The sequence below is a fragment of the Peribacillus sp. Aquil_B1 genome, from assembly GCF_022603275.1.
Classification (GTDB): Bacteria; Bacillota; Bacilli; order Bacillales; family DSM-1321; genus Peribacillus.
Genome location: NZ_JAKXEE010000005.1, coordinates 87,159 through 100,268, shown reverse-complemented (window position 1 = coordinate 100,268; position 13,110 = coordinate 87,159). Strand labels below are relative to the sequence as shown.

Below are 13,110 nucleotides of genomic sequence, written 5' to 3'. Positions count from 1 at the left end.
CAGACGGCGGAAAGGGAGCGGATTTCTGAAAACGACTGGAACATTTTTTAAATAAAAAAACTGCAGGCAAACTCGCTTTATGCGAATTTATCTACAGTCTGGGGGAGCGAATCGCTCCTCTATTTACTTGACCCTAAATTCCATAATCCAAACGGGTTGTAGAAGGGATGGTCTTCTTCATATCTAAAGTCCTGAAGGCCCGTCAATATAAAGTCGGGTGCATCTTGCTGAATGCTAAACGTTTCGCCATTCTTAAAGAGAGGCCGTTCACCTACATGGTAATAATTAAATGTGTTAAGCAGAGCAGCCGCCTCTTTCGGGCTCATTGTGTTAAGTGTCACGGCATCCGGAAGACCAAAGGCTTTCATTCCGAATGAACAATAATAGTCTTCCTCTCCGATGATCGTGACAAAATGGGCATATACCGAGAGAATATCCGGGCTATGATGTAGATGCTGCCAATCTTCCTTTGAATGGGCAATTCCAGCGGTTTCTATCTTCACTGCCATTCCGCCTGCCCTTAGGATCGCTGCCCCGGCATCAATCAAATCGATAACGGTTCCGGTATCGGATATATCCGCTATTATATAAACGGTATAGGTATGGTTATGGATTTCCTCTAATGCATTCTCTGAAAAGGCGTCTTTACTTGCGTAAGAAAAGCTCTCTTTTAAAGTGGGTTCATAATCATGGATCTCAGCCTGAAAAGTAATGTTTTTATCACTGTTATGAAAAACATTCCCGGCTAACAGAAACCCTTCGCTTTGGGAAGCGACCGTTTGAATCAATTCTGTCCGGTCCTTCCATTTACCGGGTATCCCGATGATGATTTGGTTGTCCTTCATGGATTTTCTCTCCTTTCCGATCACTTCATACTATACCACTGCTGATGATTTCCATAGTATTTCAAAAAAAATAATGCCAAGCACCGATAAATGCCAGTGAGGGATGTGCAGGACTTTTTCAAAATTATACAATTGATGTATAATATAATCTAGTAAACGTATAGCCTATCTTCATAGGAATTCCCCTTGTGGGTTTTCTCATAGGGCCGTATCTTAATAATCTATTCGTATATATCAATGATGAAAGAGAGTGGAATATAATGGGTCGTAAGTGGAATAACATTAAAGAAAAAAAAGCGTCAAAAGATGCTAATACTAGTCGGATTTATGCTAAGTTCGGACGGGAAATATATGTAGTGGCAAAACAAGGTGAACCAGATCCAGAATCCAATCAGGCATTAAGGGTCGTGCTTGAGCGTGCGAAAACGTACAATGTTCCAAGAGCGATCATTGACCGTGCGATCGAAAAAGCCAAAGGCGGTTCCGAAGAAAACTATGACGAACTTCGTTATGAAGGGTTCGGTCCAAATGGTTCAATGGTCATCGTGGATGCATTGACAAACAACGTGAACCGGACGGCATCTGATGTACGTGCCGCATTTGGGAAAAATGGCGGGAATATGGGTGTCAGCGGATCTGTTGCTTATATGTTCGATGCAACGGCTGTCATCGGGATTGAAGGTAAAACGGCTGATGATGTTCTTGAACTGTTAATGGAAGCGGATGTTGATGTACGTGACATCATTGAAGAAGAAGAAAGTGTCATCGTTTATGCCGAACCTGAACAATTCCATGCTGTACAACAAGCATTCAAGGATTCAGGAATCAGCGATTTTACAGTGGCAGAGCTGACGATGCTTGCACAAAATGACCTAACCCTTCCAGAAGATGCACAAGCACAATTCGAAAAGATGATTGATGCATTGGAAGATTTGGAAGATGTTCAACAAGTTTATCATAATGTAGATCTTGGTGAATGAAATAACATGCAGACCTTTGCTATATGATCAAAGGCCTGCTTATTTTATTTGAAAGAAAAGAGCCTGTTTACGAATCACGAAACAGGCTCTTTCCTTTTGATTATTCACTTATGGTAATTCCGGAAAGTTCACGATCCTTCTTTACCTTTTCCAATTCCGAGATTGTGACAAGTTGATAACCTTGGTCATGCAGTTGTTTGATGATTTTTCCTGCAGCCTGGGCGCTAGTTTGGTAGATATCATGCATTAAGATGATACTGCCATCTTTGGCTTTGCCCATCACTTTGTTTACGATTTTCTTTTCATTCCGTTCTTTCCAATCTTCGGGATCGACATCCCAAAGTGTGACTTTCATATCCTCCATATATTCACGCACATTATTGTTAATCGCTCCATATGGGGGACGGACGAGATTTGGCTCAGCACCTGTAGCTTTTTCTACAGCGTCTTGGGTCTTTTCGATTTGATCTTCGATTTTACTTTTGCTTAAGCGCGTCAGCTGCGGATGATCCCATGAATGGTTGCCGATCTCATTTCCTTGCTGCAGCATTTTTTGAAGAACTTCCGGATAGTGCTGAACGCGGCTTCCAAGCACGAAAAACGTCGCGTGACCATCATACTTTTTCAGGTTTTCAAGAATGGACATGGTATGACTTGGATGCGGCCCGTCATCGAACGTCAAGGCAATGACCTTTTTTGAAGGGTCAATCCATTCATTTTGCACGGGCAGTTTGGCAACGATATGTTTCGGCTGCCATTCCTTTACACGATCCTCATTCAAATCTTGACTTTGATAGGAATCTAGCAAACTATCTTTAAAAAGTTCCTTCTTGATGGCTATTGTATGGGTCTTGGTTGAATCATCAGTCTTAACGTAGAATACAAGCGTATTTTTCAAGACTGAAAAAGAATTGAAGTTGGCTGCCTTCAGTTTGTTTTCCTTTTTAATGAGACTGTTTGAAATGCCTTCTTCTTCCTTCTCCGTTAACTCTTCAAAAACAATATCGGATAAAACGGATAAATAATCAGTATCCGTGGCAAAGATGTCTTCTATGGAGAGCTTTTGCTGAGATGGAATATCATAAGTGAAGATCTGGGTTCCAGACTGCTTCTTTCCTTCCACTTGCTCATATTTATCGAAGGAAATCGTAATGGTCTGTTTGCTGAAATGGAGGATCGTATAGGTGAGGTTAAGCTCGGAAGCTTTGCCGTCGGATGCTTTCCATTTCTTTTCATAATCCTTAATTTCTTTCTTTATGTAGGCTTCTAGCTGCTTGTCGATATTTTCTAAATGCAGAACGGGCCTGCTGGCTGAATATCCGCCTTTCGTATTATCTTTCACATACGTTTGAATATCGGCTTCTGGGTAATTTTTATCGGTTGTATAGGCCGAAACGGTTCTTTTCTTATCAAAAGCAAGGCTTTTGATGGCTAATCCCAATGTACCCACAGCAGCTGTAAGACAAAATAGAAAAATAAAGACTTTTTTATAATTTAATTTCCTCATGATGCACTCCACCTCGATAATCATTCTACTATATAGACGCGCCAAAAGCCTTAAAAGTTTGTTAAAAATTTCATTTTTTTATTTTTATATATTTCCTTGTTCATTTTCAAACTTTTATGGCTGCACAAACGTCTATCCTTTGTACCCAGGATACGTAATTTAAATGTAAGGAGCTCTTTCATGCAATGAAAAATCTAGATATGAATCAATTAATCGCGGCCCGGATAACCGAACGGCAAGAAAATTTGTACAGACTTGCTTTTTACTATGTTAAAAACCAAGAGGATGCGCTTGATATCGTGCAGGAATCAATCAGGAAAGCACTGGCCTCCAGCAGTAAAATCAAAGACGCTGCTTCTATAGATAGCTGGTTATATAAGATCATCGTCCGAACGGCATTGGATGTTTTGCGGAAGAAAAAGAAACTGACCGTCGCCGATGATGAAACAATAGAATACTTACGCAACGGTGAGGAAGATCACTACCCTGACCTGGATTTGCAAAAGGCCCTTGAGGGACTTTCGGTCAAGTACAAAACGGTAGTCGTTCTCCGTTTCTTCGAGGACCTGAAGCTGGATGAGATAGCGGAAGTGCTGGAAGAGAACGTAAGCACAATTAAAACGAGATTATATAAAGCGCTGCAACTATTGCGGATCAACATGACTGAACGGGAGGAAACAAAAAGATGGAAAAAAAACTAAAAGATCTGCGGGAAGAATATCTTAAAACACCGATACCAATGGAATTGAATGATGTCGTCCAAGCAGCCTTGAATGAAAAGCCCAGGAAGAAGCCAAGGGTTGGCAGGAATATCCTTGTGACAGCGGCAGCGGCGCTTCTGATTGTGACAGCTTCCGTAAACATCAGTCCGGCAGCGGCGAAAGCCATGAGTGATATTCCAATAGTCGAGAAGGTCATCAAAGTGATTACCTTCGTCGAATGGAAAGAAGAAGCGAATAATTCCTCGGCAGTAATCAAAACACCTGCTATATCCGGTCTGGAGAATAAAAAACTCGAAAATAGCTTGAATGATAAATATTTAGCGGAAAGCAAGCAGCTTTATAAGGAATTCACGGACTCCATGTCAAACCTGAAGGAAGGGGAAAAGGGCAATATCTCGGTGGAAAGCGGATATGTGATATTGACGGATAATGAAACGATATTATCTGTACAGCGTTATACGGATACGATTCAGGCCTCAAGTTCTACAGAAAGTCAATTCGATACAGTCGACAAAAAAAATGAAGTGCTATTAACGCTAAATAGCTTATTTAAAGATAATCGTTATCTTCAGGTGATCAGCGAAAACATCAAGGAACAGATGAAGCGGCAAATGGCTGAGGATCCGGAAAAGATATATTGGATCGAAGAAGATGACCTTACTGCGTTTAAAGGCATCGATGAAAACCAAAACTTTTATATTAACGAAGATGGCAAGCTAGTCATTGCCTTTAACAGCTACGAAGCTGCGCCGGGATATATGGGGGCCGTCGAGTTCATCATCCCGACAAAGGTGCTGTCAGACCTTCTTGTTGGCGATCAATATATCCATTAAAATGGCCTATTGTAATGCTTATGACGGGCGGAAGGTTTTTAAAACGGCACAATACCCATCGAAAAAGACGAACCAACGTTACTTGATTACAGTAACCTTGGTTCGTCTCTTTTTTGTTCGAATTTCATCTGATCCAGTTCCAGCCTCATTTTTTCCGTCTCCATAAGGAAGTTTTCATGTTTAAGTTTTTCAAGCTCCAATTCAACTTGCAGCATCTTGTGTTTGTTTTTTGACTGTTTTTCGAAATGGCTTGTCAGTATGGCGATTATAGGGATGGAAAAAATCAGCACAACGGTTATGATCCCTAGCATTATGGTGCCTCCTCAGTTTTTTATATCTATTATACGGTGAATAGAACGGTTGTGGTGGGGTTATTTCAACATTCTTCATTTCCGATTCTCATTAATATGTGCATGGCAATCAAACGTAATACCATGGATGAAGTTAGGGCAATATATCATTGATGGTCGTCTCCTATAAGACTTTATAGAGTGTTTTCTTCTGTAAAATACGAACTTTTGCAGTCGTGGTGGAAAGTCACTTCTATTTATTTTGAAATTAATTATTTAAATATACTAAATATTTGTTTACAATAGAGAAAATTAAATGTTATTATACAATAATAAAAGGAGGGCTAGGTATGGCAACGATAAATAAACAGAAAATTGTGGATAGTGTACCTCAAAAAGGTTTTTTTGGAAACCCTAAAGGTCTTTTCACCCTTTTCTTTACTGAGTTCTGGGAGCGTTTCTCCTACTATGGCATGAGGGCCATTCTTGTTTACTATATGTATTACGAAGTTTCTAAAGGGGGACTTGGCCTTGATGAAACCACAGCTCTTTCCCTTGTATCCATCTACGGATCTTTAGTATATATGTCAGGAATAATTGGCGGCTGGCTCGCCGATAGGATTTTCGGGACTTCAAAAGCCGTATTATACGGTGGTATCTTGATCATGCTCGGGCATATTGTCCTTGCTGTACCAGGCAATCTCTCCATGTTCTTTGTTTCCATGGTACTCATTGTTCTGGGTACTGGTTTATTAAAACCGAATGTTTCCAGCATTGTCGGCGAAATTTACGCAGAAAATGATGAACGCCGGGATTCCGGTTTCAGTATATTCTATATGGGTATCAACATGGGTGCATTCCTTTCACCACTCATTGTTGGTTCAGTCATGAACTACAGCTTCCACCTTGGGTTTGGTATAGCCGCAATTGGTATGTTAATTGGACTCATCGTCTTTGTTGCAACAAAGAAAAAGAACCTGGGCTTGGCTGGAACTTTTCCTGCTAACCCATTATCACAGAATGAAAAGAAAAAAGTATTCACTAAATTGGGGATAGCTGCACTTATCATAGCTGCCATCATTGGCATCACGGCTTCTGCAGGCATCTTAACGATTGAAACCTTTATTAATCTTGTAGGTATTCTAGGAATCGTTATTCCGACCCTTTATTTCATTTTCATGTATCGCAGCCCGAAAACGACTTCTGTTGAACGTTCACGCTTGCTTGCCTATATTCCTTTGTTCATAGCAGCTGTCATGTTCTGGGCGATTCAGGAGCAAGGTGCAACAATATTGGCAAACTATGCAGATAAACGGACACAGTTGAATTTTGCTGGAATAGAAATAAACCCGGCATGGTTCCAATCTTTAAACCCTTTGTTCATCATCACCCTTGCACCAGTATTCGCATGGTTATGGATTAAACTAGGAAAGCGTCAGCCGACCATTCCTCAAAAATTCTCAATCGGTCTACTGTTCGCCGGTTTATCATTCCTAGTGATCCTGCTTCCTGTTTATTTCGGTGGATCAGACGCATTAGTCAATCCGCTATGGCTTGTACTTAGCTATTTCCTTGTAGTACTTGGAGAACTTTGTTTATCTCCTGTCGGACTTTCAGCAACTACAAAATTGGCTCCGGCCGCATTCTCGGCACAAACGATGAGCCTGTGGTTCCTGGCAAGTGCGGCAGCACAAGCACTGAACGCACAAATCGTCAGATTCTACACACCTCAAACCGAAATGGCTTATTTTGGAGTGATCGGTGTTGCCTCAATGGTCCTTGGACTTGTCCTGATGGCCTTATCACCAAAGATTCAAGGCTACATGAAAGGCATTCGCTAACGCATTAAAAAAGATGACCTCCGAATTAACGGGGTCATCTTTTTTTCATTTTTCGTGCCCTCGAAAATTCTCGAATGGGTGCTATATCGATTTTTATTTGAGGTCGTGATTCAAACCTTTAACTTTTTTTTATATGATCCACAGTGAACACTAAGAAAAAAAATAAAATAATCTTGGGAATGGGCTCGATATCGAAGATAAAAAAAATACAATATCTTAAAATGAAATATATCGAAAATCATTTCCTCCTCCTTAGCTGGGTATCCATCCCTTTTTTACATAACAGCTGTCATTAGCAATCCATAAAAACTAATCTTCAACTTGATAGATTCCAAAAGAGAGAAGTGGAATTTCATGAAATGATACGGTTACCATAAAGAACTAAGCGAATATGAAAAAAAGAGCATCCTTTATAGGATTGCTCTTTTTTCCGGTTGTAAGAACCTTTTCCTTTTTTGTTTTTGATAATACGGGTGGAGGGGTCAAACCCCAACGCATTCGACTATTTGCCATTTCAACAATGGTTTTCTTATTGGTTTTATTCGTTTTAGTCAATGAACTGGTTCATTTCATTAATTAAGTTCAGCCTTTTCCTGCCTGGAATCCTGGATACTTGGTCATTCCGCCATCAGCATATAAGGTCATTCCCGTTACGTAGCTAGATTCGGCGGAAGCTAGCCAAGCGGCACAAGCCGCAATTTGTTCCGGCTTTCCGATATATCCCATCGGTATCAGGTCGATGACTTCTTGTTTAGATTTTGGATCATTGAATTTTTCGGCATTGATGGGTGTGTCGATTGCTCCAGGTGAAATATTATTAATGCGAATCCCTTTAGGAGCATATTCAAGTGCAAGGGTTTCTGTCATCATCTTGACTCCGCCCTTACTTGCTGCATAGTGGACAAAATGAGGCCAAGGGATCCGGTCATGAACGGAGGACATGTTAATGATATTCCCCTTAATGCCATGATCGAGCATGTAACTGATTGCTTCTCTGCTTGCCAGGAACATTCCGGTTAGATTTACATCGATGACTTTCTGCCAATCTTCAAGAGTCAATTTTTCGCTGGGCACTTCATTTTCAATACCAGCATTGTTGATCATGATGTCGATTGTGCCAAAGGTGTCCGCAGCGAATGAAAGCAATTTCTTCACTGCCGCCTCCTTTGAAACGTCGCCTTGAATGGCTGCGGCTTTCCCGCCTGCCGCTTCAATCGTTTTGATGATTTCCTTATGGTCGTCATTTTCCGTGTGATAATTCAATACGACATGTGCCTTTTCTTTACCGAATCTTTCGGCCATGGCTTTTCCTAACCCTTTTGCCGCGCCAGTGATCACTACCACTTTTTTCTCTAAATCTTCATACATCATTTATCGCTCCCTTGACTATTTTTTTGTAAAGCCGATCATGATTCCGCCTGCAATTACGAGTACACATCCGGTGATGACGAAAACCATTTGCTTTTTGGATTTTTTTTCTCCTAAAAGAAAGATGCCGCCTAAAGTGGAAATGACGATCCCCATTTGGGAAAATGAGAATGCGATGGCAACGCCTACTTTTGGATTAGCGAGCAGGAGGCCGATATTACCGACTGCCCACATCATTCCGGTTAGAATATTTCTTCCGGCATATTTATTAAACGGTTTATGTTTGATGGATAGGAGCAGGGCAGCCAGGAACATGCCAATTGCTTGCGGCAGGATCGCCGACCATCCGTCAACTTCATTCCATCTGACGACAATGACATATGTAACATAACCCACTGTTGAAATGGCAAGATATAAAACCCCTTTTTTCATGCTTCCTGCTTTTTTGTTATCACCATCGCCGTAGCTTGTCAGCAAGACACCTGTAATCAAACAGATTATTGCAACTATGCCGATGATGATTGTAATCCTGTCATTCCATTCCCTGAAAATGATAACTGCAAAAAATGTATTTCCTAGAATTTGCAGTCCTGTTGAAATTGGAACGGTTTTCGATACCCCGATTTCCTTGACGCTGTTGAATTGAAATAACTGCCCGAATGCCCAGCCTATCCCCGAAATGATACCGACAATCCACACTGTACTGCTCCATTCCGGCGGATTGATGAAAGACATCATGATGGCGAACAGTAATGAACCGATTGTAATGCCAAGTGTTTGATTATAAGAGTTGCCTCCGAGTTTTTCGGAAACAAGCACTAAGCTGCCCCATGTCAATGCAGGGAGTAGCGCAAAGAGAAAACCTTCCACAAATTTCATCTCCTAAACTAGAAAACAATGTTTTAATGAATATAAAATAGTTAGTTAGTAAGCTATTGAATGTATTTAGAGTTTTCCCCTTACACGGGAAAGAAAACATGGTTTTAATTTACCAATTTGGAATTTTATTTTTCAGGGCGGAAACAATGAAAAAATAAGGGGGTTATGGTACTTTTAACTTAAAAACAGTTAGGAGAATTAGTATGACGACACTGAAAGAATGGTTTGAAAAGGGGATTCCCGCTAATGAATTTGTATCTTCGATGAAAGTTCATAAAGAAAACTTACAATCAATTCAGGAGGGTTTTTCTGTTTCTGCAGAGGACCAAGGTTTTTTCGATGAATTAAAGACGAAGGAACTTCGAGCCATTGTCATTACTGAAGACTGGTGCGGAGACGCAATGATGAACATTCCAGTACTGCTGAATATAGCTGAAGCGGCAAATATTGAAACTCGGATGGTTTTACGAGATCAAAATCTTGAACTGATGGATCAATACTTAACGAATGGAACAGCGCGTTCAATTCCCATTTTTATATTCATTGATAAGAATGGTGAAGAAAAAGCTGTTTGGGGACCACGTGCACCAAAGGTACAAGAGTATGTAATGGAGTTAAGGTCAGACCTGCCGGCCAAGGATGATGAACGTTTCGAGTCAGCGCAAAAAGCAGTCATCAAAAAGATAACTGCAGCTTTTGCTGAAGAAAAACACCTGTGGGATGAAGTATACAGCAGTATCAAGGAAGCATTGGGAAGCTGTTGACAGCGGGGCTATCCCTTTTTAACCTTCCATAATGAAGGGCTGTTTCAAAACGGAGACTGCAACCATTTTGGTTGATGAATCTATAGTATTCATGGTTCTTTTAGTCCAAGGTTTGGGAACAGCCTTTTCATTTACTTATGATTCCGGAATGATCGTAACGCCGATTGTTCGAATAGGAGAATCTTGTGTAGCACTCTGATTCGTAGCATTGTAGTACTTTACCATTAAATCGTTCAATTCATTTTGAAAGTTACTAAAGCTTTCATCATCAAGCTTTAGTTCTAAAAGGGAAAAGGTTGAACCATCTTCAGCGTAATCTCTTTCTTCTAATTTAGTAAGATAGTTTTGATATTGAGTCATAAGGGATAATTGATAATAAGAAAAGTAGTTCACCTTTTTCTCATTAGAATATTTTTTCCATTCTTCCCCGCTAAGTCGCGCTTCTTCTTCATTTAAAACATAATATTTTTCGGAAACGGATCTCACTTTTTTCTCTTTTACAATGCGGATGACCCCTGAATCAAATAGAACCTGTATATGTCTATATAATGTTGCTTGGGGTACATCTTTAATGATTTTTAACATTTCTAATGGTGTTAAACCATTTACCCTGTTTCTCATTAAAGCTTGGGTAATCTTCATTCTTACAGGATGCATTAAAATTTCAGCTTTATTAATCATCTTATTCTCCTCACATTGGAAATTAAATCATTTCAATTGTAAATAATTAATGTCTTCAAGTAACAAGGCTTAATAAATAGGACTATATTTTTATTGTTATTCATAATGATAATATTATCATTATGAATAACAATAAAACCTCAAACAATATTTTATCAAGAAAAAAGTAGGTGAAAAATCCCATTTTAAATGTTATCATTACTGATAATGAGAATAAAAATTTGATATTAAGGAGTGGTATATATGAAATTGCATTATGGATGGGACGAGTTTAAAGATATTGATTTCATGCCTATTCTGCCGATTATTATACCGGTAATTGCTATTGGGATGATTTTAATCCTTATTGCATTAATTGATTTATACAGAAATCGAAAGACACGGAAAAATGTTTTATTGTGGACACTCATCATTATTTTTGCAAATACTATCGGTCCAATTCTTTACTTCGTTATTGGTAGAAAGGACAGTGACAGAATATGAAATTGGAGATTAATAATGTTACAAAAAAATTCAAAGAAAAAACAGCGGTAAATAATTTTTCAATGGAATTGCAATCTGGGGAATGTGTTGGATTGATAGGGCCAAATGGGGCTGGTAAGTCGACACTAATAAAAGTCATTGCAGATATTATTGATCCAACTATGGGAGAGGTATTGCTTGACGGTAAGAAAATTTCAAAAATGAAAAAGGAAATAGGCTACTTACCACAATACCCTAACTTCTTTCAATGGATGACTGCCAAAGAAACCCTTACATTCATGGGGCAGCTCTCGGGTATCAAAAAGGAAGAATTATTAAGCGGCATTCCAGAGATAATGTCGAAGGTAGGGTTGAGCGGTGAAGAGAATGCAAAGGTGCGGACTTTTTCAGGCGGAATGAAACAAAGGCTTGGAATTGCACAGGCGCTGTTACATAAACCAGCATTGATTGTCATGGATGAACCGGTTTCTGCATTAGATCCGATCGGCCGGAGAGAAGTGTTAAATATCATAAAAGAGATAAAGAAAGATACGACCATTTTATTATCGACGCATATATTAAGCGATGCAGAAGAGATATGTGAGAGGTTTGTCATTATAAAAAGTGGTGAAAAAATTGAGGACACAACTATTTCTGAATTATTAACCAGGAATAGCGGAAATAAAATCAATGTCGACATAACCTCTAGCAGTCAAAAATGGATTGAACATGTTAAAAGCTTGAACTTTGTCAAAGGTGTAGATGTAATCGGAAATAAATTGAAGATAGAAGTGGAAAATATTGATTCAAACAAGAATATGTTGCTTGCGAATGCTTTGGAGCATAATGTTGATCTTATAAGGTTCGAAATAGATAACGATACATTGGAAGAGATTTTCTTAAAATTGGTGGTGGAAAAATGAGTGATTTTGCCGTTTTAGCTAAAAAGGAATTTGTTCAGATGGTACGTGAATATAAAGTGATTTGGCTGCCGCTTGTATTTATATTTTTAGGAATAACTCAACCAGTCGTAAGTTATTATTTGCCTTCAATTTTAGAGGCACTGGGAGGGAGCCAAGGGATCACCATTGATCCAAGCATGGCAGCCCAAAAAGGCGGCGAAGTTCTGGCTAGTACCTTAGGGTCTCAATTTGATCAGCTAGGGATCATGATCATCATCGTTTCCACGATGGGAGTCGTACAATCCGATAAAGCGAATGGTATGCTGGCTTTCATTCTTACAAGGCCTGTGACGGTTGGGTCTTACATAAGCGGGAAAATCATTTCCAATTATCTGTTTGTTGCCTTCAGTGTAGCATTGGGATATTTGGTTTCATATCTGTATGCAGTTTTCTTGTTTACGAGTGTTGATTTTGCGGATTTAATAGTGGCTTTGCTATTCTATCTGCTGTGGATCCTATTTATCGTTTCATTCACGATGATGATCAGTACCATTTTTAATAGTCAGGGTATTATTGCATTAATTTCGATAGTATTTCTCCTCGGCTGTAGAATCATAGTTGGATTAAGTCCCGTAATGGACAATGTGAATCCAGCAAGCATGAGTAAACATGCCATGGAAGTACTGATTTTAGGCACAGTCAATTCACAGGCGATTTGGGGTGCATTAGCGGCACTTGAGTTGACGGCAGTAGCGATATTGGTAACGAACATATGGATTTCAAAAAAGAAATTCAATAACGAATAAGTTGAGTATGAAGGAAAAATATATCGACGAATACAGTTATATCTTCGAAAATAGAGATATATCGACGAAATCTACAGTTATATCTCCGAAATAGGGATATATCGACGAAATCTACAGTTATATCTCCGAAAATAGGGATATATCGACGAAATCTACAGTTATATCTCCGAAAATAGGGATATATCGACGAAATCTATAGTTATATCTCCGAAAATAGGGATATATCGACG

Annotated in this window: 15 protein-coding genes; 8 read left to right on the top strand and 7 right to left on the bottom strand. The window is 39.4% G+C overall.

The window, feature by feature from the left end; all coding sequences use genetic code 11:
- Positions 1-119: 119 nt before the first annotated feature.
- Positions 120-845, bottom strand: a complete 726-nt coding sequence (locus tag MPH60_RS24325; protein ID WP_241593402.1) for a DUF4261 domain-containing protein — start codon at positions 843-845, stop codon at positions 120-122.
- Positions 846-1,105: 260 nt separating this feature from the next.
- Between MPH60_RS24325 and MPH60_RS24320 the strand changes: the two genes are divergently transcribed.
- Positions 1,106-1,825: a YebC/PmpR family DNA-binding transcriptional regulator gene (locus MPH60_RS24320; protein ID WP_241593404.1), complete on the top strand. Its 720-nt coding sequence runs from the start codon at positions 1,106-1,108 to the stop codon at positions 1,823-1,825.
- Between the two features lie 100 nt (positions 1,826-1,925).
- On the opposite strand, the gene MPH60_RS24315 is transcribed toward MPH60_RS24320, so the two are convergent.
- On the bottom strand, positions 1,926-3,332 hold the full coding sequence (locus tag MPH60_RS24315; protein WP_241593406.1) for a polysaccharide deacetylase family protein: 1,407 nt from the start codon (positions 3,330-3,332) through the stop codon (positions 1,926-1,928).
- Between the two features lie 185 nt (positions 3,333-3,517).
- On the opposite strand from MPH60_RS24315, the gene MPH60_RS24310 reads away from it, so the two are divergent.
- Both MPH60_RS24310 and MPH60_RS24305 read left to right on the top strand, forming a co-directional pair.
- Positions 3,518-4,033 (top strand): sigma-70 family RNA polymerase sigma factor, encoded by a 516-nt coding sequence (locus tag MPH60_RS24310; protein ID WP_241593408.1) that lies wholly within the window; start codon positions 3,518-3,520, stop codon positions 4,031-4,033.
- A complete protein-coding gene (locus MPH60_RS24305) occupies positions 4,018-4,887 on the top strand; it encodes an anti-sigma-V factor rsiV (protein ID WP_241593411.1) in 870 nt (289 codons plus the stop codon). The genes MPH60_RS24310 and MPH60_RS24305 overlap by 16 nt, the downstream gene beginning before the upstream one ends.
- 86 nt (positions 4,888-4,973) lie before the next feature.
- Here the strand turns inward: MPH60_RS24305 and MPH60_RS24300 are convergent, their stop codons facing one another.
- Positions 4,974-5,198 (bottom strand): hypothetical protein, encoded by a 225-nt coding sequence (locus MPH60_RS24300; RefSeq protein ID WP_241593413.1) that lies wholly within the window; start codon positions 5,196-5,198, stop codon positions 4,974-4,976.
- Between the two features lie 329 nt (positions 5,199-5,527).
- Between MPH60_RS24300 and MPH60_RS24295 the strand changes: the two genes are divergently transcribed.
- A complete protein-coding gene (locus tag MPH60_RS24295) occupies positions 5,528-7,018 on the top strand; it encodes a peptide MFS transporter (protein ID WP_230178450.1) in 1,491 nt (496 codons plus the stop codon).
- 352 nt (positions 7,019-7,370) lie between these two features.
- On the opposite strand, the gene arfA is transcribed toward MPH60_RS24295, so the two are convergent.
- The 3 genes from arfA to MPH60_RS24285 all read right to left on the bottom strand — a co-directional run bounded on the left by arfA (position 7,371) and on the right by MPH60_RS24285 (position 9,265).
- A complete protein-coding gene (arfA, locus tag MPH60_RS28045; RefSeq protein WP_405388979.1) occupies positions 7,371-7,511 on the bottom strand; it encodes an alternative ribosome rescue factor ArfA in 141 nt (46 codons plus the stop codon).
- 89 nt (positions 7,512-7,600) lie between these two features.
- Complete coding sequence (locus tag MPH60_RS24290) at positions 7,601-8,386, bottom strand: glucose-1-dehydrogenase (protein ID WP_241593558.1); 786 nt, start codon at positions 8,384-8,386, stop codon at positions 7,601-7,603.
- An 18-nt stretch (positions 8,387-8,404) separates the two neighbouring features.
- Complete coding sequence (locus tag MPH60_RS24285; RefSeq protein WP_241615872.1) at positions 8,405-9,265, bottom strand: GRP family sugar transporter; 861 nt, start codon at positions 9,263-9,265, stop codon at positions 8,405-8,407.
- Positions 9,266-9,468: 203 nt separating this feature from the next.
- Here MPH60_RS24285 and MPH60_RS24280 point away from each other — a divergent pair, with 203 nt between their 5' ends.
- A complete protein-coding gene (locus MPH60_RS24280) occupies positions 9,469-10,029 on the top strand; it encodes a thioredoxin family protein (RefSeq protein WP_241593418.1) in 561 nt (186 codons plus the stop codon).
- Positions 10,030-10,164: 135 nt separating this feature from the next.
- Here MPH60_RS24280 and MPH60_RS24275 read toward each other — a convergent pair whose 3' ends face one another.
- Positions 10,165-10,710: a helix-turn-helix domain-containing protein gene (locus MPH60_RS24275; protein WP_241593420.1), complete on the bottom strand. Its 546-nt coding sequence runs from the start codon at positions 10,708-10,710 to the stop codon at positions 10,165-10,167.
- Between the two features lie 243 nt (positions 10,711-10,953).
- On the opposite strand from MPH60_RS24275, the gene MPH60_RS24270 reads away from it, so the two are divergent.
- Genes MPH60_RS24270 through MPH60_RS24260 form a run of 3 tightly spaced genes read left to right on the top strand, consistent with a single transcriptional unit; the run spans position 10,954 to position 12,880 of the window.
- Positions 10,954-11,193, top strand: coding sequence for a PLD nuclease N-terminal domain-containing protein (locus tag MPH60_RS24270; RefSeq protein ID WP_241593422.1), 240 nt, complete (start codon positions 10,954-10,956; stop codon positions 11,191-11,193).
- Positions 11,190-12,095, top strand: a complete 906-nt coding sequence (locus MPH60_RS24265; RefSeq protein ID WP_241593424.1) for an ABC transporter ATP-binding protein — start codon at positions 11,190-11,192, stop codon at positions 12,093-12,095. The genes MPH60_RS24270 and MPH60_RS24265 overlap by 4 nt, the downstream gene beginning before the upstream one ends.
- Positions 12,092-12,880, top strand: coding sequence for an ABC transporter permease (locus MPH60_RS24260; RefSeq protein WP_241593426.1), 789 nt, complete (start codon positions 12,092-12,094; stop codon positions 12,878-12,880). Before MPH60_RS24265 ends, MPH60_RS24260 begins: the two co-directional genes overlap by 4 nt.
- Positions 12,881-13,110: the final 230 nt, after the last annotated feature.

Bases quoted from the DNA above. Each gene is read 5' to 3' on its own strand.
- MPH60_RS24325 (WP_241593402.1), bottom strand. From the start codon at position 845: ATGAAGGACAACCAAATCATCATCGGGATACCCGGTAAATGGAAGGAC.
- MPH60_RS24320 (WP_241593404.1), top strand. From the start codon at position 1,106: ATGGGTCGTAAGTGGAATAACATTAAAGAAAAAAAAGCGTCAAAAGAT.
- MPH60_RS24315 (WP_241593406.1), bottom strand. From the start codon at position 3,332: ATGAGGAAATTAAATTATAAAAAAGTCTTTATTTTTCTATTTTGTCTT.
- MPH60_RS24310 (WP_241593408.1), top strand. From the start codon at position 3,518: ATGAAAAATCTAGATATGAATCAATTAATCGCGGCCCGGATAACCGAA.
- MPH60_RS24305 (WP_241593411.1), top strand. From the start codon at position 4,018: ATGGAAAAAAAACTAAAAGATCTGCGGGAAGAATATCTTAAAACACCG.
- MPH60_RS24300 (WP_241593413.1), bottom strand. From the start codon at position 5,198: ATGCTAGGGATCATAACCGTTGTGCTGATTTTTTCCATCCCTATAATC.
- MPH60_RS24295 (WP_230178450.1), top strand. From the start codon at position 5,528: ATGGCAACGATAAATAAACAGAAAATTGTGGATAGTGTACCTCAAAAA.
- MPH60_RS24290 (WP_241593558.1), bottom strand. From the start codon at position 8,386: ATGTATGAAGATTTAGAGAAAAAAGTGGTAGTGATCACTGGCGCGGCA.
- MPH60_RS24285 (WP_241615872.1), bottom strand. From the start codon at position 9,265: ATGAAATTTGTGGAAGGTTTTCTCTTTGCGCTACTCCCTGCATTGACA.
- MPH60_RS24280 (WP_241593418.1), top strand. From the start codon at position 9,469: ATGACGACACTGAAAGAATGGTTTGAAAAGGGGATTCCCGCTAATGAA.
- MPH60_RS24275 (WP_241593420.1), bottom strand. From the start codon at position 10,710: ATGATTAATAAAGCTGAAATTTTAATGCATCCTGTAAGAATGAAGATT.
- MPH60_RS24270 (WP_241593422.1), top strand. From the start codon at position 10,954: ATGAAATTGCATTATGGATGGGACGAGTTTAAAGATATTGATTTCATG.
- MPH60_RS24265 (WP_241593424.1), top strand. From the start codon at position 11,190: ATGAAATTGGAGATTAATAATGTTACAAAAAAATTCAAAGAAAAAACA.
- MPH60_RS24260 (WP_241593426.1), top strand. From the start codon at position 12,092: ATGAGTGATTTTGCCGTTTTAGCTAAAAAGGAATTTGTTCAGATGGTA.